This is a genomic window from Parendozoicomonas sp. 209JJ7-1 (genome assembly GCF_058147085.1).
This window is the reverse complement of sequence record NZ_JBYVJU010000006.1, coordinates 1-24,063: the sequence shown is the minus strand read 5'-3', so window position 1 is coordinate 24,063 and position 24,063 is coordinate 1. Positions and strand designations below refer to the sequence as shown.

Sequence of the window (24,063 nt, the reverse complement as noted above, 5' to 3'; positions counted from 1 at the left end):
GCAACCTCCACTGCTGTTTATACACGGTATACATCTAAGTATTTCTTTCAACTAAACTGGCAAACACTCGATTCAGCGGCTCATACAGAGCAATACACCTGACAGCAAAGAGGTTTGATTATGCCTCCTGAATCAAAAACGCCATCAGTACGGGCTTCATCAATAACGTCTTCATCGATAAAGCCTTTATCCATTCAAGCCTCAACCTCGCAGCCGTCCGCAAGGTTTTCCTCAATCATACCACTTCAAACAGAGACAGAGGGGAGTCCCCTCGGAAGTATTCTGGCCCACTGGTTACAAACCGCGGACATTACTCTTAATGGTTCCCGTCCCCATGATATTCAAGTCCACAACCCTAAATTATTATCCCGGGTTCGCCGTCACCGCTCCCTCGGGTTGGGTGAAAGCTATATGGAAGGGTGGTGGGACTGCCAGGCCCTGGATGAGCTTTTCTACCGGCTCCTTCTCCGGGAACAGAACACTGCACACACTCTCTGGCAACATATCCTGAACTGGCTGTCAGCCCATGTCCCCACTCACAACTCCCCGACAAAGTCCTTTCTGGTGGGGAAAAAACATTACGACACAAGCAATGAACTTTTTCAGTACATGCTGGACGCGCGCATGATATATAGCTGCGCCTACTGGAAAGAAGCAACTTCCCTGGATATGGCCCAGGAGCATAAGCTGGATCTGGTGTGTCGAAAACTGCATCTTCAGCCCGGCCAGCACCTGCTGGATATCGGCTGCGGCTGGGGCGGATTAGCGGCTTTTGCCGCTGAGCATTACGGTGTGAAAGTAACAGGAATCACCATTTCAGAAGAGCAGAAGATCCTTGCGGAAAAAAAGTGTCGAGGATTGCCGGTAACAATTCTTCTCCAGGATTACCGTACTCTGGAGAGACAGTTTGACCATATCGCTTCCGTCGGCATGTTTGAACATGTCGGCCAGAAGAATTACCGGACCTATATGGAATGTGTGTCCCGCCTGCTAAAACCGGAGGGTCTGTTTCTGTTACATACCATCGGAAATAATCTCACCTCCTCCGATGTTGATCCGTGGATTGAAAAATATATTTTCCCCAACGGCAAAATTCCTTCCGCCTTACAGATAAGCCACGCCCATGAAGGGTTGTTAATTATGGAGGACTGGCAAAACTTCGGCCCGGATTACGATAGAACCTTAATGCACTGGTACCGGAATTTTGAACACGGGTGGCCAAAACTGAAACATGATTATAGTCAGCGCTTTTACAGAATGTGGCGTTATTATCTGCTGCTGTGCGCCGGGGCTTTTCGGGCAAGAAGCCTGCAGCTGTGGCAGCTGGTGCTCCGTCACCCCGGTACCGAAGGGCGTTATGACGCCCCGCGGTAAGGATGCAAATTACTCGTCGCCCCTCATCCAGGGTTCTTTATCCGGCAACTCCCAGGGCAGTTCAGCACCTTCCTGCAGAACCAGCCGTTCCAGTTCCTGCCGGGGCATTCTTACCTCAAGAACCGGAATGCCATCATCATTAAATGTCTCGCTCTGGACGACACCTAACTGATACAGTCGTGAACGCAATCGTCCCTGGGAATGGGGAACTGGCAAAAATTCATGGAGAATATCCTCCCCAAGGATTTCCGCGATGGCCTGCTGCAAAAGATCAAGCCCTTCACTGTTCTGGGCGGAAATCCACACCCTGCGGGGACGATTATTTTCATCCCGGTCAATACGGGGCTTCATACCCAGCAGATCTATTTTATTGAAAACTTCGAGCTGGGGCAGCTCATGGGCCTCTATCTCTTCCAGTACAGAATGAACTTCACGGATATTGCCCTGCCTTTCCGTATCCGCGCAGTCAATCACGTGGAGCAGCAAATCAGCCATGGCGGACTCTTCCAGAGTCGCCCTGAACGCTTGTACCAACTTATGAGGCAGATGACGGATAAAACCAACCGTATCCGCCAGAATTACAGGCCCAAAGTCGTTTATCTGCAGGCGTCTGAGGGTCGGGTCCAGTGTTGCGAACAGCTGGTCAGCCGCATATACCCCGGATTCGGTAACAATGTTGAAAAGGGTAGATTTCCCGGCGTTGGTATAACCCACCAGGGATACCAGGGGAATATCCGCACGCTTACGGGAACGACGTGTCTGATCCCGCTGCCTGCGTACTTTTTCAAGGCGCTGCTTGATGCTTTTGATTCTGACCCGTAACAAACGACGGTCAGTTTCCAGCTGGGTTTCACCCGGCCCCCTCAGGCCAACACCACCTTTCTGGCGTTCAAGGTGGGTCCAGCCACGTACCAGGCGGGTACTTACATGATCCAGCTGGGCCAGCTCAACCTGCAGTTTACCTTCATGGGTTCTGGCCCGCTGGGCAAAGATATCCAGGATAAGCCCCGTACGATCAACCACACGACACTTTAATTCAGCTTCGAGGTTACGTTCCTGGCTGGGGGAAAGCCCATGATTAAATAAAACAACATCCGCATTGTTTGCCAAAACCTGTTGGCGAATCTCTTCCAGTTTACCGCTGCCAACAAAATAGCGCGGGCTGACCCTGGAATTAGCTACAACAATAAATGCAACCTGCTGAACATTGGCTGACCGAACCAGCTCCTGAAATTCCCTGGGATCTTCTCTCTGTTGATCATCAAGACATTCAGGATGGACAAGTACGGCTTTCTCGCCACCTTCATGACGCTCAAAAAACAAGCGATCTGCTCCACTATAATCTGTTCAGGGCATTGTGCCCGTAACTGGATAAATATTCACGCCAAACAGAGGAAATTCACCAGGCTGCATGTTTAATTGTCAACACAGCCTAATCCAGAGTTTTCTGATACGCAAAAGCCAGACCTTCCAAAAGGAAGTCTGGCTTTTTTCAAGCCTGAATAACTAGACCTCAAACATTGAGGGTCTCGAATATTAAGGCCTTCAGGATTTGCCGTATCAATCGTAATCAGAGCTTCGCTGCAAGAAAAAACAACACAGCAAAACTATTATGCCACACCCAGACATCAGGCCAAAGGCATGATCATTCCTGGTGGGGCAGCTCTTCGCCTTCCTGATTAGGCATAGGCAAACGCACGGGACGGCCGGGCACAACAGTGGAAACTGCGTGCTTGTATACCATCTGGCTAACTGTGTTCTTCAGCAGAATCACGAACTGGTCAAAAGACTCAATCTGGCCCTGCAGCTTGATACCGTTCACCAGATAAATGGAAACAGGTACACGCTCTTTTCTCAGAACGTTCAGATAAGGGTCTTGTAGGGAATGCCCTTTTGACATTTCCATACTCCTTTTATTTGTCGAATTATAAAAAGCCTGTGCTCAAAGTCCGGCTTGGAACGGCTAACAGGTTAGCAGATACAGAAAAAGCAGACAGCTTAATTGTTCAATCTGTATACAGTCAAAACCGAAGAACTTTAAGTCAGCACCTATGGGCATACAATAAGTAATACTAGCTAGAGGTACGAAAGAACCATTTTATGTCCTTTGTCCGCCAATTACTTACCTTCATCCAACCATCTCTTTACAGTCATCATAGCTGAATCTGTCAGACTATCCGAAAGACTGTCGAACCAATGTAAATCATTCCAGCTTCTCAGCCAGGTAAACTGCCGCTTGGCCAGTTGCCGTGTAGCGATAATCCCTTTATCGACCATCTGCCCATGGCTTAATTCCCCGGCCAGATAATCCCACACCTGCCTGTAGCCTACGCAACGGATGGATGGCAGACCGGGATGGAGGTCTTCGCGGGCATACAACTCCCGCACTTCATCAATAAAACCAGCCTCCAGCATCATATGGAAACGTCTGGCTATACGTTCGTGCAAAACACTGCGCTCCGGGGGCGCAACAGCGATGTTCAGTACCCGAAACGGTAATTCCATCCTCTGCTGTTCGGCGACCAGCTCTGTCATGGTTCTCCCGCTCACCAGATAAACCTCCAGAGCACGCTGAAGACGCTGGGGATCACCTGCATGGATACGTTCAGCGGATACCGGGTCCACACTCTTCAGCCGACCATGAACCTTCTCCCAGCCTTCCTGTTCAGCCTGCCTGAGAATATCCGCGCGTACGCTTTCATCGGCAGGTGGAAGGTCTGCGAGGCCATCACGCAGGGCCTTGTAGTAGAGCATGGTACCACCGACCAGCAGTGGAATACGCCCTCTGGCGCTGATTTCTTCCATCTCCCGCAGCGCGTGTTCCCGAAATTCCGCTGCAGAGTAAGCCTGGGCCGGATCACGAATATCGATCAGCCGGTGGGGAGCCCTGGCCAGAAGTTCTGCATCAGGTTTTGCCGTGCCAATATCCATGCCTTTGTACACCAGCGCTGAATCAACACTGATAATGTCGATGGGCATCTGCTCATGGAGGGCAACAGCCAGATCAGTTTTACCTGAGGCGGTTGGCCCCATCAGAAAAATGGCGGGCGGTAGGTTTTCGATCACCGGTCACCTGTCAGCAAAAAGAGAGTGCGGAAAGGGCGGGAATTCTAACCAACACTACGGATTTAGGGAATACGCAACACCTGCCCAACTTTCAGGGTATCCCTCATTCTCATACTATTGGTGCTCAACAGCTTACTGAGGCTGATATCGTAGCGGCTGGCGATCTCGCTGAGAGTATCCCCCCGCTGAACTTTGTAGGTACGGGCACCGGAGCCGCCTTTATTACGACTGTTGGCCACCCACGTTCCTGCCGGCGGGTTTTTGGTAAAGAACTCCTTCACCCCGGTATGGATAGCCCGTGCCAGCTTGCGCTGATGGGCTTTGGTAACCAACTTGCTGGCTTCTGTGGGGTTGGAGATAAATCCTGTTTCCACCAGAATGGAAGGTATATCCGGGGAGCGCAGAACCGCGAAGTTAGCCTGCTCCACTTTCTTTTTATGGAGCTTGTTAATCCGCCCCATATGACCAAGCACTTTTGTACCAATTTTGGCACTGCGGGCCTGGCTGTCGGTCATGGAGAGATCCAGCAGCACACTGGCCAGGACATCATCCTTATCTCCAAGACTTACACCATCTTCGCCACCCACAAGGTCAGCGTTATTTTCCTTGTTGGCCAGCCAACGGGCCGCCTCGGATGATGCGCCCCGCTGGGACAGAGTGAAAACCGAAACGCCTCTGGCACTCTTGCGTTTGAATGCGTCCGCATGAATGGAAATAAAAACATCCGCGTTCTTTTTCCGGGCCAGGGAGGTTCTGCCCCTCAGGGAAATATAATAATCCCCCGTGCGAACCAGTTCGGGTTTGAAACCTTTATCCTTTTTAAACAGCGCGGCGACTTCTTTGGCAATCGCCAGTACTACATCTTTTTCACGGGCTCCACGGTGGCCGATAGCGCCTGGGTCTTCTCCTCCATGCCCGGCGTCAATGGCGATAACAATATTCCGGTTACTGTCTTGGGCAGCCGGACGCCTGGTTACGCTGGCTGCGGCGGCTTGCTTGTCAAAGAGATCAATAACTAGACGATGGCCGTATGTCGTATTGGGCTTAAGTACGAAACTACGGGGGCTGATCTGCTCTTTCAGATCAAGAACAATACGAAGGTGCTTGCCATCCCGGGTCGCCCAGCGGATTTTCTTGATGGGAGTCTCGCCAAGGGTCAAATCCGCCAGTGAACCGGGCAGGCGGGTCTGATTGATATCAATCACCAGACGATGAGGTTTGCTCAGGGAGAATATCTTGTGTTCAACGGTATTGCTGAGATCAAAAACCAGACGGGTTTTCTCCGGAGAACGCCAGAGTCTTGCCCCCTGCACAGCAGCATCTGCGGCCTGAGCCACAGAAATACCAGGCAAGGTAATGAATGCCAGCAGCACCGAAGCTATTTTGTTGAACTTCCGTCTGGATAGCTTTATTTCACGCGCCACATATTACTCCGTTGTCATCCCTGTAAAGGCTGCCAAATCAAAGATCCTTGCAGATAGTCTGCCCATGTTTACTGACCGGCTCAACCACCAGCAGACGGCTTTCCGGCTGGTAATCAATTCTGATAATAATATCGGCAGGAGGAAGGAAACCCTGCCCCCGGACTGGCCACTCCACAAGGCAGAGGGCATGGGGTCCGAAGTATTCCCGCACCCCGAGAAAATCCAGTTCTTCCGGATCTCCAAGACGGTAAAGGTCAAAGTGGTAGACTGACTGACCCTCCATCTCGTAAGGCTCAACCAGGGTGTAAGTTGGACTTTTCACCGCGCCTTCGTGGCCAAACCCCCTCAGAATGCCCCGGGTTAATGTGGTTTTACCAGCTCCGAGATCACCCTCTAGGTAAATAACCCCCCACCCCTGGCTCGCCTCAGCAATGCGGCGACCAAAATCCACCATGCTCTGCTCGCCGACAAGTTCAACCTTATAATTTTCCGGGTACTTATGCTTTTCCGGGTATTTACTCTCAGACATATCTCTTTTATTCACAAAGGCTATTCATTAAACGACGAATAGCCGGTACTAAATCCATAGCAGCCATGCCTGACTCCCCCCCCTCCGCTGCGCACTGGTCTCCCGCATTGGCGTGAAGCCATACTCCAAGACTGGCAGCGTCAGAGCTGTCCATCCCCTGGGCAAGGAGGGCACCGATCACACCGGTCAGCACATCCCCCATGCCTGCCACGGCCATGCCCGGATTACCGTCCGTGCAGACGAACATGCCATCAACGGAGCAAACCAGGCTTCCTGCTCCTTTTAACACTGCGGTGCCTCCACATAAAGTCTGTAATGCTTCTACTGCGCAAAATCGATCCCTGGAAATGTCGGCAACAGACTGGCCGAGCAACCGGCTGGCTTCTCCCGGGTGGGGAGTCATCACGCAATCCTGACGAGGCTTCAGGAGTTCTGGATTATTGGCTACAAGGTTAAGGGCATCCGCATCCAGAATAATGGGCAGATCAGACACCAGAATGGCTTTCAGAATGTTCAGGCCCCAGTCACTCTGACCAAGCCCCGGGCCAATGGCAATTGCCGTCTTTTCCTGCAGAAGAGGTTGAATGGCTGCCGGAGAATCCACACCATGCACCATCATTTCCGGCCTGCGCACAATGCTGGCCAGCACATGTTCCGGGCGTGTGGCCAGAGTGACTTTTCCCGCTCCGCAACGCAGGGCGGTTTCCGCAGTCATCACAGCCGCCCCCCCCATGCCTGTATCACCACCTACCACCAGCAGATGGCCATAATCCCCTTTGTGGGAATCCCGTGCCCTTGGCTGGATATGAACCGACATATCCGCTCGACTGATAACTTTCGCAGCCGGGAGTTCACTCTCAGGCACCGACGCCGGAACACTGAGGGAAGAAAAGTACAGCTGACCACAGCAACGGGGCCCGGCACCGGTGACAAGCCCCTGTTTCATGCCAATAAAGCTAACGGTGATATCCGCATGTACGGCACAGCCCAGTTCGGCTCCTGTATCGGCAGACAAGCCGGAGGGAATATCCACCGACAGCACAGGCCTTCCGGAGTTACTTATAAGGGCAATGGCATCGGTATAGTCACCTCTCACATCACCACTTAATCCTGTACCCAGCATGGCATCCACCAGTACGTCGCCGAAAAGGGGAATATCACCGGCCCAGGGCATTGAACGCCCCCCCAGCTCCTTGAACCATTCACAGGCTTTGCAGGCATCACCGGTCAGTTTTTCCTGAGGGCACAGAGTCACCACACGCACTGGGATATACCGCTGCAGGGCCAGGGCCGCGATAATGTAGCCATCACCACCGTTATTACCCGAGCCGCAGAAAACCTGCAGGGATTTGTACTTACCGTGCTGCAGCCAGGTTTTCAGGATAATATCGAAAGCCGACTGCCCGGCCCTTTTCATAAGCTCTATGCCGGGTATACGGTGGTTGTGAATGGCATGGGCATCCAGACGCCGGATCTGTTCGGCGGTATAGAGCGTATGTGGTAAACTGCCGGCCATAGCTGCCCCCGGGAAGCCAGAATTTGAAAGGTTATAAACTGAAACGCAAGATGGCTGTCAGGCAGTGCATACCTGACCATCAACACAGCCTAATTAACCGCATTATACATCGTGAACATACTCAAATAAGTGACCAATCCATCGAACACTCCACAACCTGTGGCCTCACCCTCCCTCACGCCACAGGAACTGGAACAACTGGCTGTTAATATCAAACACTGGGCCAGGGAGCTGGGATTCCAGGATGCCGGCATTACCGGTATTGAACTGGGTGAACATAAACAGCACCTGAAAAACTGGCTGAAAAACCATTTCCACGGGGAAATGGATTACATGACCAGCCACGGCGATATGCGCTCTCATCCGGAACAGCTGTTACCGGGAACCCTGCGTATTATCTCTGTACGTATGGATTATCTTCCCGGAAACACCCAGGTTATAAAAATCCTTCAACAGCCAGAGAAAGCCTACATATCCCGATATTCTCTGGGCCGCGATTATCATAAGGTTATTCGTAAACGTCTTACCAGCCTGGGTAAGAAAATTGAAGAACAGGTTGGCAATTTTGGTTACCGGGCATTTGTCGACAGCGCGCCTGTACTGGAAAAAGCCCTGGCCCAGCAGGCCGGGCTTGGCTGGATTGGCAAAAACACCTTGCTGCTGAACAGCAAGGCCGGTTCATGGTTCTTTCTCGGAGAGCTGTTTACCAACCTTCCATTGCCCGTGGATAAACCCCAGGAAACCAGCCACTGCGGCAGCTGTTTCGCCTGTGCTGACATCTGCCCGACCAACGCCATTATTGCCCCCCACCAGCTGGATGCCCGACGCTGTATCTCTTACCTGACCATTGAGCTGAAAGGCTCAATCCCGGAAGAGTTCCGCAAACCCATTGGCAACCGGGTATTTGGCTGTGATGACTGCCAGATTATCTGCCCCTGGAACAAGTTCTCAAAACCCACAACGGAGACAGACTTTCTGCCCCGGCACAAGCTGGACTCCACAGAGCTGGCCGACCTGTTCTTATGGACTGAAGAGGAGTTTCTGGAAAGAACTGCTGGCTCCCCTATTCGCAGAACCGGCTTTGAAGGGTGGCTTCGCAATCTGGCGGTAGGTCTGGGAAATGCTCCGACAACGGAGAAAGTTGTGAACACTTTAAAAAGCCGGAAGAACCACCCTTCAGAAATAGTGCAGGAACACGTCCACTGGGCTCTTGCACAGCACAATAGTTAACACGCTGTCATAAACCACAATCAGGCACTCTGCTTGCCGAACAGGGCGGCAGGGTGATCATCCACCACAGTACCTTCCGGCACAGAGAAATAATCGGGTGTCGCATATATTTTCACGCCTTTCAGCCAGCGCACGCCTTCAAAGGCTTCACGACGATGAACCAGCTGGGTATTGTCGTACAATACCAGATCACCCATCTCCCAGTGATGGGAGTAGATATTTTCGGGTTCCAGAATTCTTCCCAGAAGCGCTTCCTTGAGAGCCTGACCATCACTATTATCCATTCCCAGGAAACGGACGGTATTTTCGCTGATATAAACACTCTGTTTGTTGGTAACCGGATTTCTCTGTATCAGAGGATGGGATACCTCAATCATATCGGCATTGTCGTTTGTCTTCGCCGGCATATTTGTCTTCGCTGGCATATAAGTTACATGCTGCCCGGACAGGCTGTTCACCAGCTCAGGAGACAGGGACAAGTCTTCAATACGGGTGCTGGCAAAACTGGTTGCCCCTCCCCGGGATGACGGAATCAGGCAATAGATAATAGAAAGTGATGCCGGGTGTAGACGGAACTCCTGGTCGGAGTGCCAGTAATCCGTATCGTTACTGGGAAAGCCAAGTTTCTGATGTTTGTAATTGCGCAGGTTTGTAAGATTAGCGACGGTTTTAATCTCACTGGTCATACTGATCTTGCGGGCAGACTCTTCCAGCGATCCAACCTTTCTGGCAAAAGCTGTTAACTGAGCATCCGTGAGCAGCTGCTTCTTGAATACCAGCATTCCGTAACGGGCCAGAGCCAGTTTAATCATTCTCATGTCAAATGTATTGATATTGCTCAGATCAATACCTTCTACAGTCACGCCCAAAGGGCGGAGGTGTTGCGCAATGTTCATGTTCCCGCACCTCTACCTTTTATTGAATAGTTATTAAAGGTATAGGTGCACAACATCCTTTTTGCCGTAGTGGAAAAGCCGGGAACCAACATGCAATTCAGAAACAAAAATCGCCTGTGCAAAGGTTAACCGAAATACCCTTTTGCAATCATGTGGATAACTCTTTCATGTTATGTAACTTCGCGTATCTATCAGAGTATAGGTTTAGATAGGGGTTTAAGGGTTTAGAGTTTTATGAAGTGTTCCCGGTAATACTTCATCTCATCAATAGATTCCCGAATATCTTCAATGGCCTTATGGGAACTTTCCTTACTTAGGCCTTTCAGCAACTCCGGCTTCCACCGGCGGGCCAGCTCTTTCAGAGTGCTTACATCCAGGTTGCGGTAATGGAAAAAGTCGTGAAGATCGGACATATAATTGAACAGAAAGCGGCGATCCTGGCCGATAGTGTTGCCACACATGGGGGACTGACCCGGCTCGACATGCTGCTTCAGGAAGTCAAGAGTCATCTGTTCAGCTTCCGTCTCTCCAACAGTGCTCTGGCGTACCCGCTCGGTCAAACCAGTACGACCGTGGGTATCAATACACCACTCATTCATAGAGTCGAGCACTTCATCTGGCTGATGCACCGCAATCACCGGCCCTTCCGCCAACACATTCAAGCAGGCGTCTGTCACAATAGTCGCGACCTCGAGGATCCTGTCAGTACGGGGGTCAAGACCAGTCATTTCCAGATCAAGCCAAACCAGATTATCAGCCTTGGAGGGCTTTGATTGCGCCATAATTCAGGGAAGCCTATTACATATAACAGTCAGATCTAGAGTCTGTTCACAATTTTATCGTGAACAGACTCTCAGGATATATCCAGTTCTGACAAGTTGATTAAGGTTCAAACTCTCATCATAATCGTGCCGGGCAATATCATGCAAACAGCTCATCTTTTTTCTTCTCTCCCGGTATTATTTTTTCCATGGCCAAACGCAAGCTGAACCGCCGCCAGAACTGGCGTATCCAGAAAATTCAGGACGAGCGTGCAGCACGAGCCTTACACCGGGAGGAAAAAATCCAGGAACAGCTGAACACCAGCGAGCTGGGCCCCGAAGAAGATGGCCTTGTGATCGCCCACTACGGTGTTCAGCTTGATATCGAGCGCCCCTCTGAACCCGGCTCCATTTACCGTTGCCACCTGCGCGCAAATCTCCCTCCCCTGGTGACGGGGGATCGTATTGTCTGGTGCCCGGGAAAAGATGATATTGGCGTGGTTGTGGCCCAGCGCCCCCGGGACAGCGAACTCTGTCGTCCGGACAACTACGGTAAGATCAAGCCTGTGGCCGCCAATATCGACTATATCGTACTGGTCGTCGCCCCTGTTCCCACAGCCCATGCCAACCTGATTGACCGCTACCTGGTGGCAGCCGAAGTGGTGGATATTGAGCCAGTTCTACTGCTGAACAAAACCGACCTTATTGATGACCGCAACCGTGATCGCCTGCAGAATCTGATGGCCACTTACCGGGATCTGGGTTATCAGGTACTCACCGCCTCCACCAAGGAAGAGCATGGGCTGGATAGCATCAAAGATCTTTTGAAAAAACACACCAGTATCTTCGTCGGGCAATCAGGGGTTGGCAAATCCTCACTTGTGAACGCTCTGCTGCCAGGCATAGACACCAAGGTCGGTGCCCTTTCCGAACAAACTGGCAAAGGCACCCACACCACAACCGCAGCAAAGCTGTTCCACTTCCCGGAAGGCGGCAGCCTGATTGACTCTCCGGGAATCCGGGAATTCGGCCTGTGGCATATGGAACCAGAGGATGTTCTCAACGGCTTTCGGGAATTCCGGGACTATATCGGCTACTGCCGTTTCCGGGATTGTAACCATGAACAGGAACCCGGCTGTGCCCTGCTTCAGGCCCTTGATGAAGGTAAAATTCGTCCTGAGCGCATGGACTCCTACCGTCAGATACTGGCATCTCTCAATGGCTGAGAACGGGAATTGAGCAAAAACCAAGACTAAGGTCTAACTTACTTCGGACAACAAATCCTGCTGATAACTGTCAAAACCAACAGTACTCATATTTTGACAGGGAGTAGATGTATGTTTTCCCAAGTTTTGCGTGTCACAGTCGTAACAATCCTGGCCTTTACCGGCTTGTTGATGCTCTGCATTCCCACAGCCCGGGCCGCTGACATACCGATACTGGGTATTTATATATCCAACACCGGCATGCACCTCTCCTTTGGGCAGAGTGGTTCCCAACATCCTCTGTACGAATACTCCCTGAATACCTGGGATAGTGCCGATATGTATGGGCACCCCCCCTCCCTCGGATTCAATGATTCTCCAGTGGCGCTGTTCCAGAAAGGTATAAGGGAATCTGCCCCGGCAATCCGCCAGAAACTGGTAGACACAGGAATGGAGAATGAAGTGCTGCAGGTTTATATCGGAGCCGCCGGAGCCGACGCCTCCAGAACAGTAACCCCGCCTGCGCGAAGCATAATGGCGGACGTTCTGACACCAGAGCAAATCAGCCTCTGCTACAGGGCAAGTAACAAAACAGACTTTTTCCAGTGCGCTTTTAAACAGAAAATTATTGAAGCGCTTCTTCCCGACTCTGGAACAGAAGGACAAAAAAAAGTTAACGTTCGTCTCGAACAGGATACCCACCTGATTACCGCCATGGCGGCTGTGTACTCAGGCTCCTTTAATACTGACGAAACAGCTCTGGTTATTCATTCCACAACCATCAGCCAGCCCTATCTGGTTAAAGGACGCAAAGCCCAGCCCCTGGGAGGCTGGATGCCCGCGGAAATGGCCAAAAAAGGGGGTATATATGAAGTAGGCCTCCTGTTCCAGCAATACCTGAACTATGACAGTGAAGGTAACCGCAGCCTGCGGACAGTGGTGGAAAGGAACCCTCTGACAGCAAATCACCCCGGAGGAAGCACAGCCAACATCAAGAGATTACAGAACGGTAAAGGCTTTAATAATTTTGGCCGTATCGTTGGAGGTATTGCTGGTGAAACTACCAGCGCTCCTGCTCTGGCCGACAGGACCGATCTCGCCATTAACACTACCGGCAACCCGGGGGAATTGGAAGAAATATACAAACAAGCTCGTTTATCAGCCCTTCATATGCTGAGCAAGGCCAGAAAAAGCTTTGTTCACCTGACCCTGATGCTTTATGCCAGAGAAGCAAGTCAGTTCCAAAGCCAGAAATCAAAAGTAATTATTGTTGGTGAAGAAGCGGATATTATGTTTTCAGATAAAAAACTGCTCACAACAACCGCCAAAGCGATTGCCGATACACTACACCTGCCAAAAGATGTACATACTGGAGCAACACTGCCTCCGGGCAAAGCCCGGGAGCTGATAGACAACGCCGTGATTATTCCCGTTAAGGAATTTGCTCACCTGCAACACCAGAGCGCAATTCTTCTGATGTCGCAGAGAGAGCAGCTCAAGAAGCAATAGGTTCAGGGAATATCACTGCCATAGCGGGTGTTTATAACCCGCTTGAACACCCGGGCAGCGGAACGGGCCAGCGCTCTGTTCAACACCTCACCGGTTATCAATTCAGGCTCAATAGTATTTCCGGTCAGGGAATAGAATCTCTCCTTAAGAACGGGCAACCCCTTCAGGGTGTTACCATAAAATCCAATAATTTTGACTGTGGCCAGCTGTCCCGGATTCGGAGTTTCAATGTCATAAGCCAGATAAGCCAGTGAATTGACTGTTTTGGTCACTGCATCCAGCAGATAGTCATCTATCTTTCCTGCCAGGAACTGATCCTTGATCAGGCGGGACATCACTCCTCCCAGTTCATCACGATTACTGGAGCTGTAACGCAGGCGAATTTCCGCGGGCGTGTAATTAATATTTTGTTTCTGCCAGAAATTCCTAACCTGCCGGATCAGGCTGGCTGCGTCAGACTGACCGGCATCCGCAAGAAGCTTCCCACCTTCATAACCCAGCTGGAAAAATCCACCCGCTGGTTTGCCTGAAACATCAAACGCCTCGACTTTTTTCTCCACCACACCATTATTCAGCCTGTAACCAATGCCATAGGTATCGTCATAAATGACCAGTTTACCGGCACCATCCTCACCACTGTGCAAAGCATCCAGCAGCAGACTGCCATCACTCACTCCCAGCAGAGTAGCCAGCTCAAGACCATTGGCCTGGAACCTCGCGTCGACCAAGGCTTCGTACTGCTTCAAAGCCTTGCGCCCATCTACAGAGTTGTAACCGGGCACCCAGCCATCAACGGCATCCAGCCCGGCTATAGCGTAGAGAAATGATATTCTTGGATTATCCCCAAGGGCTCCGGACTCCTTAAGACGTCGAACATCGGGTAACAGTTTGTCCAGCAGTTTCTGGCAGAGAAAGCCAGCATGATGTTCAGTCATCCTGAAATGATTGAAAGCAATATTGCCATAATGGCCAACACAGGCCGACTCAACCTTGGAGTCTGCCATTGTGTGCAGAAGAGCTTCACCACCTTCAAGGGGAACCAGCCAGGCATCCGCCCGGGCATTACCGCTGAGAACAGCCACCAGCCATTCATCCGCCCTCAGCCAACTGCCGGCAAGCACCGTTACCACAACCACTAATATCTGCAGAAAGCGCATATTTTCTCTCCGACTCTTCTCTCAGACTGTCCGGGAGCCAAAGTAATAGTCCATGGCAGGGGTGATGCCAGCTTTATTGGGAAACGAAAGGCCAATCAAGCTTGCGGCACCCTCACGCTACAGTACAATGCAGGCTCTTTTGCCTTCTTTATCAGCGACAACCGGGACCATAAAAATGAGCAATACCCTCCCCTCCATTGAGCTGATCGAGCCTGAACAGCTGGCGGCCATGCTTCAAAACGAGCAGCAGGACGAACAGCTGCTGATTCTGGATGTATGCAGCCCTGCGACCTATCAGCAGGCTCATATTCCCGGCGCGGTCCATATTGCCCCCGGAGAACTTGTTGCTCCCGTGCCACCGGCCACCGGCAAGCTTCCTTCTCTGGAAACCCTGAACGTCTTGTTCAGCCGGGTGGGTTACCATAGCGACAAAACCATAGTTGTTTATGACGATGAAGGGGGCGGCTGGGCCGGACGCCTGACCTGGACCCTGGACCTTATCGGTCACCAGAAGATTATTTACCTCAACGGCGGCCTGCACGCCTGGCTGGCGGCCAGCCTGCCCCTGCAGAAAGAAGCTGTCATTCCAGAGTCTTCTGTTGTTGAGCTGGCCATTGTGAACCCCCAAGTCCGCATGACCGCAGAAGATATTATCGCCAAACTGAAGAATAACGACTCTGAAGAAAGTTTTGCCGTCTGGGATGCCCGTTCTCCGGAAGAGTATGCAGGTATCAAACAACTGGCGAGCAAAGCCGGCCATATTCCCGGAGCCGTAAACTTTGAATGGACCCAGGGTATGGACCAGGAACGCAACCTGCGTATTCGGTCTGACCTTTCCGGCATACTGGAAACCCTGAATCTTGGCCCGGATAAAAACATTGTGACCCACTGCCAGAGCCACCATCGCTCAGGATTTACCTATCTTGCGGCCAGAATTCTGGGGTATCCCCGAATAAGCGCCTACGACGGTTCATGGTCAGAATGGGGAAACCGGACAGACACCCCCGTTGCCCTGCCTAACTGCTTTAACTGATTTAACTGATTGTGCCGGGGTTGCCCTCAACAGGAGTCCGCCGGTAAGCTCATATTCAAACCAATTAATCAGAAGATACAGAATACAGATTTTGAAAAAACAACTCTTTATAGCTCTTCAATACCTGACGCCCCATCACCTGTTTTCCCGCTGTGTCGGGTTTCTTGCCGAATGCACCTGGCCTGCCATTAAAAACCCGTTCACCAATTGGTTTGCCAGGCAGTACAGCGTCAATATGAGCGAAGCTGTAGAAGAAAACCCCGAAGCTTACGCCTGCTTTAACGATTTCTTTACCCGCGCCCTGAAGAAAGGCGCACGACCTCTGCCTGAAGACAAAAACCTTGTGGTCTGCCCGGCAGATGGTGCAGTCAGCCAGATTGGAAAAATTGAATATGGCCGTGTTTTCCAGGCCAAAGGCCATGACTACAGCTTGACGGAACTGCTGGGGGGGGATACACAGCTGGCCCAGGAGTTTCATGATGGCTCCTTTGCCACCATTTACCTGGCACCCAGTGATTACCACCGTGTTCATATGCCCTTTGGTGGCACCCTGCGGAAGATGATTCACGTCCCCGGCCGTCTTTTCTCCGTGAACCAGACCACAGCCGAAAATGTTCCCCGTCTGTTTGCCCGCAATGAGCGTGCAGTGTGTATTTTTGATACAGAGAAAGGCCCCATGGCGGTCATCCTCGTGGGTGCCATGATTGTTGCCAGTATAGAAACTGTCTGGGCCGGACTGGTAACTCCCAAAAAGCACACTCTGCAGGAATTTGACTACACGGAAGAAGGCCGTAAGGCAATCACCCTGGAACGGGGAGAAGAAATGGGCCGCTTTAAACTGGGTTCCACCGCTATCGTACTGTTCGGTAAAGATCAGGTTGCCTGGGCTGAAAGCCTGGCAGCTGAAGATACTGTCCAGATGGGTCAGGCCATCAGCCAGTAATGACATTCACCCATGGTTTGCACTATTTATTCAGTGCAAACCAGCAAATCCCCTGAGCTATCCAAGTTCGTCTTTCAGCTTGTCCAGAAAACTCTGCAAATAAGCTGTGTTCTCTTTTGCCAGGGCACGACCCGGAACCGTTTTCATGGTTTCCCCAAGAGTCAGCAGCTTGCAGTAGAAGTGATCAACACAATTCTGCCTGTCATCCAGTTCCCGGCTTTCAGCCCATGGGTCAGTGGAATCAAATAGCCTGGAACCCAACTTGCCTCCGGTATAAAAAACTCTGGCCAGACCTATCGCACCAATAGCCTCCATTCTATCAGCATCCTGAACAACTTCTGCTTCCGGTGTTCTGGTCGGAATATTGGCTGAGAAACTATGGGATTCAACGGCATGGCAGACCGGCTCGATTAACTCAGCAGGAAACTTCAGTTCTTTGAGAATTTCGCCGGTTTTCACTGCCGCAAGTTGAGACGTTTTACTGCGTTCAGGGTGATTCTTGGGAAGGGTCACAATATCGTGGAAATAACAGGCTGCCAGAACAACCAGTGAGTTCACTGGCCTGGTCTCTTCAGCCATGATTTTACAGGCTGTCTTCCAGACCCTCTGAAAGTGTGACATATCATGGGAGTGATCATCGGTTTCATGATCTTTCAGATAATCAATAAACCTGTGCTCCCATTCCTGAAGTGCCTGCATAGAGAGGGTGTCCGGGCTGTTTAAATCCGTCATAACGCTCAGTCCAGTGAGTAATGACGCTATTCTAACCTGAATCTGTGAACAGCCCTGCTCTGCGCTTTATCATCTTCTGGTTTTTTTATTTTGATCTCTTCACTTGAACATTAAAGCTGTGACGGGTTTTGCCTGGCAGGAACGGGCTAGGATTCCCCTCCAGCCAATCGTAATAACCAGCCTGGTAGAAAGACGACAACGGATGACCACTCTGACCGCCGGGAATATGCATAATGCCTTCTTCTTCCCGGCCCGGTGACACAATCATACGCTCAGAAACACCACCGGAAGGTTCCTGGGCTCGAGGTGTCCAGAGATCGCCCTGCAAGGGAGCGCTCGGCATATTCAACAGCGCTTCACCACCAGGAATCGCAGAAGCCAGGGGATGTGCAATTCTGGCAGTATTTCTCTCACCCCAGGTGCGGAAAGGCAGAGCTTCTGCTCCTCCAAGGTTCGCAACCACTTCATCCACAGTTTCCAGAACCAGTTCATCCCAGCTGGTATAAACAGGTGGCAGCCAGTGTTGTGGCTGTTGCTCCAGCAAATGCAAAACTGCCGACTCTTTCCGGTTCAGGTTCTGCAGCCAGCCATCATCAACCTGCCCAACCTTACCGGCACGGAGAAGGAAATAACGACCCAGATGCTTGAGCACCTTAAATTTTGCCGCATCATGGAACTCCCTGGCCATGCGATAGCCGCTGTCTGCTATATCCGCAGAACCAGACCAGTTGGTAATCAACGTCTGGAAAGCTTTTCTGCCTTCAAGCGTCACGGGGTTATTTCCAGGGTCTTTGTTCAATGCGGTCAGTACAACCTGCCGCCATGCGCCCATATATCCGGCTTTATTATCAAGAGCGATATTCAACATGTCCTGTTCAGAGAAGTCCGAGCGGCTCACCAGAGCATCACGAATCTGCATGGCTCTCGGGCCAGGAGCATAGCCGCCATTGCCCAGTTTCTCGTAATCTTCGCCGCTGGCTACACGGGCGTTGGCCGTCCATATACGACCATTCCCAGGGTTCACAACCCGTGGGTATTCTTCTGAAGCCAGCCAACCCTGCCAGTTTTCAGCAGCTTCATTCACAGACAGTGGGTAGGTGGAATCAACACCTGAACGATTGGGAATACGTCCAGCCACAGTCCAGGCCACATTGCCGTGTTTATCCCCCACAGTGAAGTTCTGGGGAGGAATGCCACTGATATTGGCAAACTTTATGGCCTGGAAAACATCTTCAGCCTTTTCCAGCCGGAACAGATTGGCATTGGTGGCCTCAGGATTATAAGCTGTCCAGCGCAGGGCATGGAGGGAACCATCATAAGCCGTAACCACCGGCCCCCAGACTGTATATTTATTGGTCACAGTGACCGGCTGCGCCCCTTTGACTTCGATAATACTTTCTATGGTTTCAAACGGACGAGCTCCGGATTCCGTGAGGTACATATCGTTGCCAGAGCTCTCAAGCACAACTCTGTCATTCCAGTCACCATAAGTATTGGTGAACGCCCAGGCCACGGAACCATTGCTGCCCACAACAATAAACGGTGTTCCGGGAAGGCTCAGGCCATTGATACGCCGTTCCTGTTCACCATCGGAATAAACCAGCTGCATACGATACCAATTGGTGGGTATCCGCAGGTTAAGGTGCATATCGTCTTCAACAATGGCGCCACCATGGTTACTCAGCTGCCCTGATACGGCAAAATTATTGCTACCGGCAAAAATTTCCGGGTACCGCTCGCCGGTCAGGCTGTCGAAATCTTTCGGGGAAAAACTGCGCAGGTTAATCTTGTCGGCTGCAGGAATATCAGGTTCACGGAACTGGCCAGAAGTGTCTGGTTGCAACGGCGCATCCCAGCGGGTTGCCGGCGGTGATAAAAACTCCGTTACCTGCCTACCGGCAATACTGGAGAGAAAACCTTTCGCGTCATCCATGAATGCCTGGTCATCACTTAAATCCAGGTACATGCTGAAAACCGTCAGAAACGAATCTTCCGGCTGCCAGGGCTTAGGGCGCTCCCCCAAAACCCAGTATTCAAAGGGACGACTTCCCAGGTCTTTTAAGCCCTTGTTTACACCTTCAGTATAAGCCTGAAGAAAAGACTGGAGTTCCGGATCAAGGTTTTTCACAACTCTTTCAGCGACGGAACGGAACTGGTGGATTTTTACCTGACTGTCATGGTCAAGGGCGACTGACCCGACAAGAGCCGACAGCTCACCGGCCGAGTTACGCCGGTTCAGATCCATCTGGAAGAAACGATCCTGGGCATGGAGATAGCCCGTGGCAAAAGCGAGGTCACGGCGGTGTTTACCAGACACCGTAGGAATACCACGGGTGTCACGGTCAATCCGCACGGGGCTGGATACCTGTGGCGTACTGGTATCATCATTAAGATTGGGAAGACTAAGGGATAACAGGCCATACAGGGACAGAGCACCCAGCACCATCAATACAATGATCAGTAACAGCAGACGGTTCAGTTTAGCCAACATAAGACTGCACCTTATTATTCTTATGAACTCAAGGCTACGGGCAGAAACTCCTGAGTTCCAGTGAAAAATGCACTTAAACAGTCAGGAGTGTGGTTTTTGTTCCAAAGCTGCCTCTAATCAGGCAGGTTTAGCCACCCAGACCGCGCACCAGCCTCCCGGCTCAACAGACTTTCCCGGGAAAATCCGACATCCATTGCTACCACTGACAAAGTGCATGCAGTTATCGCACCTGTGTCCTTTTACATATCCGGGAAGCTTCTCTTTCTCCGCTTCTGAAGCGTTTTTCCTGTATTTAAGACTCTTCGCCATTGACTCAGATTCAGAAAGAGGAGTTAACACTGCCCCGTGAATGCTCTGAATATTAAGCAGGGGAATTAAGGTTATTCCTGAAGCTAAACGCAGAAACCGGCGCCTTGTAGTCGTCATGGTGTGGACTCCTTAATCCTCTGTCTGTTTAAAACCAACAATTTAGAAGCTGCCACATCATTACGCTAATTCATTGAGGCAAAGCACCTGATACCCGGTGTTACATATTCCAACTACTCACTCTATTGAACGGGCGTTAATATAATTTTCCGGCGACGAAGATAATTATTCAGGGACGATGTTATGTCAGACCAGAGCCAATTCCACCTTCTAGGAAAGAAGCGTTTTCTGCCATTCTTCGGCACCCAGTTTATGGGAGCATTCAACGATAATGTTTATAAAAACAGCCTGATGCTGATGGTGGCCTTTGCTGGAACCAGCGCTCTCCCCGTCAATGCAGATACAATGGTTAATCTTGCTGCCGGGCTGTTTATTCTGCCGTTTTTCCTGTTCTCCGGCACCGCAGGGCAGATTGCCGACAAATACGAGAAGTCATCCATTATTCGCAAGATCAAGCTTCTGGAAATTGCCATTATGGTTATTGCCGCCGCAGCCATTGTGACCGGCAGTTATACGGCCATGTTAGTTCTGCTGTTTATTATGGGCACCCAAAGCGCCTTCTTTGGCCCAGTAAAATATGCGCTGTTACCCCAGGCTCTGGATGATAAAGAACTGGTAGGCGGCAATGCTTTGGTAGAGATGGGCACCTTTGTTGCCATTCTCGCTGGCACTATTGGAGCGGGTTTTCTGACCACCTTTCCGGAATCCAATTACTGGATTGCCGGCTCTGTCATTATCTTCGCGCTTATCGGTTACCTGTTCAGTCGAAGCATACCTTCTGTTCCTGCAACCGCCCCTGCACTCAAGATGGACTGGAACCCAATCACCCAGACCCTGCGCACCATGGGCTATGCACGACAGGATAAAGACATCTTCCAGTCCATTCTGGCAATCTCCTGGTTCTGGGCCCTTGGAGCCGCCTACCTGACCCAGCTTCCGAACTTTGCCCGGGATATTCTCTTGGGCGGCCCTCAGGTGGTTACTCTTATTCTGGCTCTGTTTACCATTGGTGTTGCCCTGGGTTCCCTCGTCTGTGAACGCCTGTCTGGCCATGTTATTGAAATAGGCATTGTGCCCATTGGTTCCCTTGGGCTGAGCATTTTTGGTATCGACCTGTATTTCGCGACTGAACCTGGCATCACACCATTGATGAGTGCTGGTGAATTTATCAGCCATTCCGATAATATGCGTGTTCTGTTTGACCTTGGAATGATTGGAGCCTTTGGTGGATTGTTTATCGTTCCCCTTTACGCCCTGATTCAACAACGGGCAAAACCGGAACAGCGGGCACAGATTATCGCCGCCAACAATGTCATGAACGCCCTGTTTATGGTTGGCAGCGCTATTGCCGGTATTGTTCTGCTCGGCGTGTTGAAACTTTCTATACCTGTTTTCTTCTTAATCATTGCCCTCACCAATATTATTGTTGCCTGTTATGTCTACACTCAGGTTCCGGAGTTTATACTGCGGTTTGTCATCTGGATGCTCTCCCACACCATGTACAGGGTGACCCATAAGAACCTCGACTATATCCCTCAAGAAGGTGCTGCGGTTATGGTCTGCAACCATACCTCATACGTCGCTGCACTTTTAATCGGAGGCACTGTGCGCAGACCTGTGCGTTTCGTTATGGATTTAAGCGTTTACAATATGCCTGGCCTGAACTGGTTTTTCCGAATGAGCAAAACCATACCTGTCTGCTCAGAACATAGAAACCCTGAGGTCTATAATCAGGCGTTTGAGAAAATCAGCGAAGAGCTGCGGAAAGGCAATATCGTTTGTATCTTTCCAGAAGGGCGTCTGACGCAAGATGGCGAGCTTGAAGAGTTCAAGAAAAGCATTAACCTGATTCTGCAAAAAGATCCTGTTCCCGTCGTACCTATGGCGCTGACCAAAGCCCCGAGACGATTCTGGTCCAGAGTAGAGATTATTGCAGAACCGGTTTTGGAAGCGAAAGAATGTAGCGCCAAATCACTGGAAGCAAAAGTTAACAGCCTGCTCTAAATAACCTAACACTCCTGTTACGGATTGTTTGAATATATCTCTCTATTTGCAGTCATATATCTCTGACTTCCCTGAAAGCATTATTGAGCAATGAACTGGAGTAAACTATGGCTGTCAGATCTGGAGGGTCGGACGGACGACCAGTATCAACATGCAGAATGAGCTGGAGCCAGGAAGAAACCAGCGGTAAGGATCCTTGCCCCGAGTTTCTATCTGGACTGAAAGTGGAACCTGTTCAGGCTTTCCAAAGAAAGGCTACAATAACCGGAGTGCCTGGCCAGACTGGACTTAATCAACCTCCACAGACCGCACGACCAGGGAGGATGACACAATCTGGCTTTGCTACACCTTCGCTTCCTCCTGTTCCCCTGCTGTTTACAAAATTCAGGTCACCCCAGTCAATACCTATCGCCCCGACTTCTGAAGACTGGTACAGAAAGAAAATAGAAAGGCTTGTAAATTATGTAATAGTTTCAGAGTTTCCTTCCGCCCACAACGAGCTTAAATGCCTGACAACTGAAGCGGATAAAGGCTTCCATGAAATATTCCAAGAAGTCATTCTTGACGCGTTTTCCAGAGACTATCTGCCAAGATTTAAAGATTACTTCTTACACTTCCTCAAAGAGGTCATAGCCTTCGAGACAATCTCAGTAATAAAGCAAATGGCGAAAGGCCACGCCGCAGACAGCGCAAACATAAAAATGACCGCATATGTTGAGATTTGGTGCCAACGTTACAGTGACGCAATCCGATTTGAACAACCCCGAAAATTAGAGAAAAAAGACGGCCTCATTCCAATGAACCTCTCAAGCCGAAGTGGCACCTGTTTTCAAAGTCTCGCCGGATTATTCGTGCTCAGAAAATCTAAGACAGAAGTTGAAGGCACCTCTTATAAAGGGCATAAAGATGAAGCTGCGATTACCTTCTTCAATAACACGGTTGAAGAAATCGCCGATATGGCCCTGCAGGTTTTTCTTGTTGATTTATCTGTTCCAGACTGTGAAAAACTTATATCCGAAATTACACTTGCTCGAGTGAAAGGCATTATTTCCCAGATTTACGCTCCTCCAATGGAACAGCCTGATGCCAAGACCAGAACTTTTGATTTCCTCAATAACATGTTCAAACTTAATCCATCACAAGGGAAGAATTATAAATTTGATGAATTCCTGCTCAACATCGCAAAGGTTGATATATCACTTGTAAAAAGATGTATCACAAAAGAAAGAATCTATGTGTCAGACCATGACCTGGCGCTTATGCTGCGGGTTCGCATGGCACAGCATCTATATCAACGTCTCTTCTCTGCATACAGTGAGAAAGCTGGAGAAGGTTTATATGAAACCCCCCGAACAGCAGGAACATTCAAAAGACTGAAAAACATCCTGAAAGAGTGGGCAGAAACCCATAAAAGAAATGAACCGACAATTGTGACACCAAAAGCAATTTACTCTAAAACCAGAAAATTGATATTGCCCCCCAGGGCTTCATTGCCTTCCTTTAGTCCATCAAAGATGGGCACACCTCTGTAGCACCGCAAATATAAAAAGCAGATGGATTCAGGGAGTTAAAGACCTTTCGTCGTCAGGCAAAACTGTTGGGAAAAGTGCAGACAGAAAAAACCAGTCGTTTTCACAGCCTTGAGCGAACCCAAGGTTAATTTAGCGCCTGGCGATGACATACTCTTTAAAAGGCAGGGAGCTTTTTTCGACCGGCCATGAAGAGAGGATGGCATCAGGTGATTTCAAAGATTTTCTCCATGTCCAT

At 50.4% G+C, this 24,063-nt stretch carries 20 protein-coding genes; 8 read left to right on the top strand and 12 right to left on the bottom strand.

Going from position 1 to position 24,063, the window contains the following annotated elements; translation table 11 throughout:
- Positions 1-120: 120 nt before the first annotated feature.
- Positions 121-1,374: a cyclopropane fatty acyl phospholipid synthase gene (gene cfa, locus ACY2RQ_RS07425; RefSeq protein WP_490112328.1), complete on the top strand. Its 1,254-nt coding sequence runs from the start codon at positions 121-123 to the stop codon at positions 1,372-1,374.
- Between the two features lie 9 nt (positions 1,375-1,383).
- Here the strand turns inward: cfa and hflX are convergent, their stop codons facing one another.
- From hflX to ACY2RQ_RS07395, 6 genes are all read right to left on the bottom strand, one after another.
- Entirely contained in the window at positions 1,384-2,697 is a 1,314-nt protein-coding gene (gene hflX / locus ACY2RQ_RS07420) for a ribosome rescue GTPase HflX (protein WP_490112327.1), read from the bottom strand.
- 322 nt (positions 2,698-3,019) lie between these two features.
- Positions 3,020-3,274, bottom strand: a complete 255-nt coding sequence (gene hfq, locus ACY2RQ_RS07415; RefSeq protein WP_490112326.1) for an RNA chaperone Hfq — start codon at positions 3,272-3,274, stop codon at positions 3,020-3,022.
- A gap of 218 nt (positions 3,275-3,492) precedes the next feature.
- The gene (miaA, locus tag ACY2RQ_RS07410) at positions 3,493-4,440 is read right to left on the bottom strand and encodes a tRNA (adenosine(37)-N6)-dimethylallyltransferase MiaA (protein ID WP_490112325.1); all 948 of its coding nucleotides are present in this window, start codon (positions 4,438-4,440) and stop codon (positions 3,493-3,495) included.
- A gap of 62 nt (positions 4,441-4,502) precedes the next feature.
- Complete coding sequence (locus ACY2RQ_RS07405; protein WP_490112324.1) at positions 4,503-5,864, bottom strand: N-acetylmuramoyl-L-alanine amidase; 1,362 nt, start codon at positions 5,862-5,864, stop codon at positions 4,503-4,505.
- A gap of 37 nt (positions 5,865-5,901) precedes the next feature.
- Entirely contained in the window at positions 5,902-6,393 is a 492-nt protein-coding gene (gene tsaE, locus ACY2RQ_RS07400) for a tRNA (adenosine(37)-N6)-threonylcarbamoyltransferase complex ATPase subunit type 1 TsaE (RefSeq protein ID WP_490112323.1), read from the bottom strand.
- 7 nt (positions 6,394-6,400) lie between these two features.
- Positions 6,401-7,909, bottom strand: a complete 1,509-nt coding sequence (locus tag ACY2RQ_RS07395) for an NAD(P)H-hydrate dehydratase (protein WP_490112322.1) — start codon at positions 7,907-7,909, stop codon at positions 6,401-6,403.
- Between the two features lie 129 nt (positions 7,910-8,038).
- On the opposite strand from ACY2RQ_RS07395, the gene queG reads away from it, so the two are divergent.
- Positions 8,039-9,139 (top strand): tRNA epoxyqueuosine(34) reductase QueG, encoded by a 1,101-nt coding sequence (gene queG, locus ACY2RQ_RS07390; RefSeq protein WP_490112321.1) that lies wholly within the window; start codon positions 8,039-8,041, stop codon positions 9,137-9,139.
- Positions 9,140-9,159: 20 nt separating this feature from the next.
- Here queG and ACY2RQ_RS07385 read toward each other — a convergent pair whose 3' ends face one another.
- Both ACY2RQ_RS07385 and orn read right to left on the bottom strand, forming a co-directional pair.
- Complete coding sequence (locus ACY2RQ_RS07385) at positions 9,160-10,035, bottom strand: TauD/TfdA dioxygenase family protein (protein ID WP_490112320.1); 876 nt, start codon at positions 10,033-10,035, stop codon at positions 9,160-9,162.
- A 224-nt stretch (positions 10,036-10,259) separates the two neighbouring features.
- A complete protein-coding gene (orn, locus tag ACY2RQ_RS07380; RefSeq protein WP_490112319.1) occupies positions 10,260-10,817 on the bottom strand; it encodes an oligoribonuclease in 558 nt (185 codons plus the stop codon).
- 188 nt (positions 10,818-11,005) lie between these two features.
- Between orn and rsgA the strand changes: the two genes are divergently transcribed.
- Complete coding sequence (gene rsgA / locus ACY2RQ_RS07375) at positions 11,006-12,022, top strand: small ribosomal subunit biogenesis GTPase RsgA (RefSeq protein ID WP_490112318.1); 1,017 nt, start codon at positions 11,006-11,008, stop codon at positions 12,020-12,022.
- A gap of 111 nt (positions 12,023-12,133) precedes the next feature.
- Positions 12,134-13,510, top strand: a complete 1,377-nt coding sequence (locus ACY2RQ_RS07370) for a hypothetical protein (protein WP_490112317.1) — start codon at positions 12,134-12,136, stop codon at positions 13,508-13,510.
- Between the two features lie 2 nt (positions 13,511-13,512).
- On the opposite strand, the gene ACY2RQ_RS07365 is transcribed toward ACY2RQ_RS07370, so the two are convergent.
- Positions 13,513-14,667, bottom strand: a complete 1,155-nt coding sequence (locus ACY2RQ_RS07365) for a hypothetical protein (RefSeq protein WP_490112316.1) — start codon at positions 14,665-14,667, stop codon at positions 13,513-13,515.
- Between the two features lie 175 nt (positions 14,668-14,842).
- Here ACY2RQ_RS07365 and ACY2RQ_RS07360 point away from each other — a divergent pair, with 175 nt between their 5' ends.
- Both ACY2RQ_RS07360 and asd read left to right on the top strand, forming a co-directional pair.
- Positions 14,843-15,700, top strand: coding sequence for a sulfurtransferase (locus tag ACY2RQ_RS07360; RefSeq protein WP_490112315.1), 858 nt, complete (start codon positions 14,843-14,845; stop codon positions 15,698-15,700).
- Positions 15,701-15,791: 91 nt separating this feature from the next.
- A complete protein-coding gene (gene asd, locus ACY2RQ_RS07355) occupies positions 15,792-16,643 on the top strand; it encodes an archaetidylserine decarboxylase (RefSeq protein WP_490112314.1) in 852 nt (283 codons plus the stop codon).
- A 57-nt stretch (positions 16,644-16,700) separates the two neighbouring features.
- Here asd and ACY2RQ_RS07350 read toward each other — a convergent pair whose 3' ends face one another.
- The 3 genes from ACY2RQ_RS07350 to ACY2RQ_RS07340 form a co-directional block, all read right to left on the bottom strand.
- The gene (locus ACY2RQ_RS07350) at positions 16,701-17,375 is read right to left on the bottom strand and encodes an HD domain-containing protein (protein ID WP_490112313.1); all 675 of its coding nucleotides are present in this window, start codon (positions 17,373-17,375) and stop codon (positions 16,701-16,703) included.
- 85 nt (positions 17,376-17,460) lie between these two features.
- A complete protein-coding gene (locus ACY2RQ_RS07345) occupies positions 17,461-19,866 on the bottom strand; it encodes a penicillin acylase family protein (RefSeq protein ID WP_490112312.1) in 2,406 nt (801 codons plus the stop codon).
- Between the two features lie 117 nt (positions 19,867-19,983).
- Entirely contained in the window at positions 19,984-20,292 is a 309-nt protein-coding gene (locus ACY2RQ_RS07340; RefSeq protein ID WP_490112311.1) for a high-potential iron-sulfur protein, read from the bottom strand.
- A 183-nt stretch (positions 20,293-20,475) separates the two neighbouring features.
- Between ACY2RQ_RS07340 and ACY2RQ_RS07335 the strand changes: the two genes are divergently transcribed.
- Complete coding sequence (locus tag ACY2RQ_RS07335; RefSeq protein WP_490112310.1) at positions 20,476-22,296, top strand: MFS transporter; 1,821 nt, start codon at positions 20,476-20,478, stop codon at positions 22,294-22,296.
- A gap of 107 nt (positions 22,297-22,403) precedes the next feature.
- Positions 22,404-23,828: a hypothetical protein gene (locus tag ACY2RQ_RS07330; protein WP_490112309.1), complete on the top strand. Its 1,425-nt coding sequence runs from the start codon at positions 22,404-22,406 to the stop codon at positions 23,826-23,828.
- Positions 23,829-24,063: the final 235 nt, after the last annotated feature.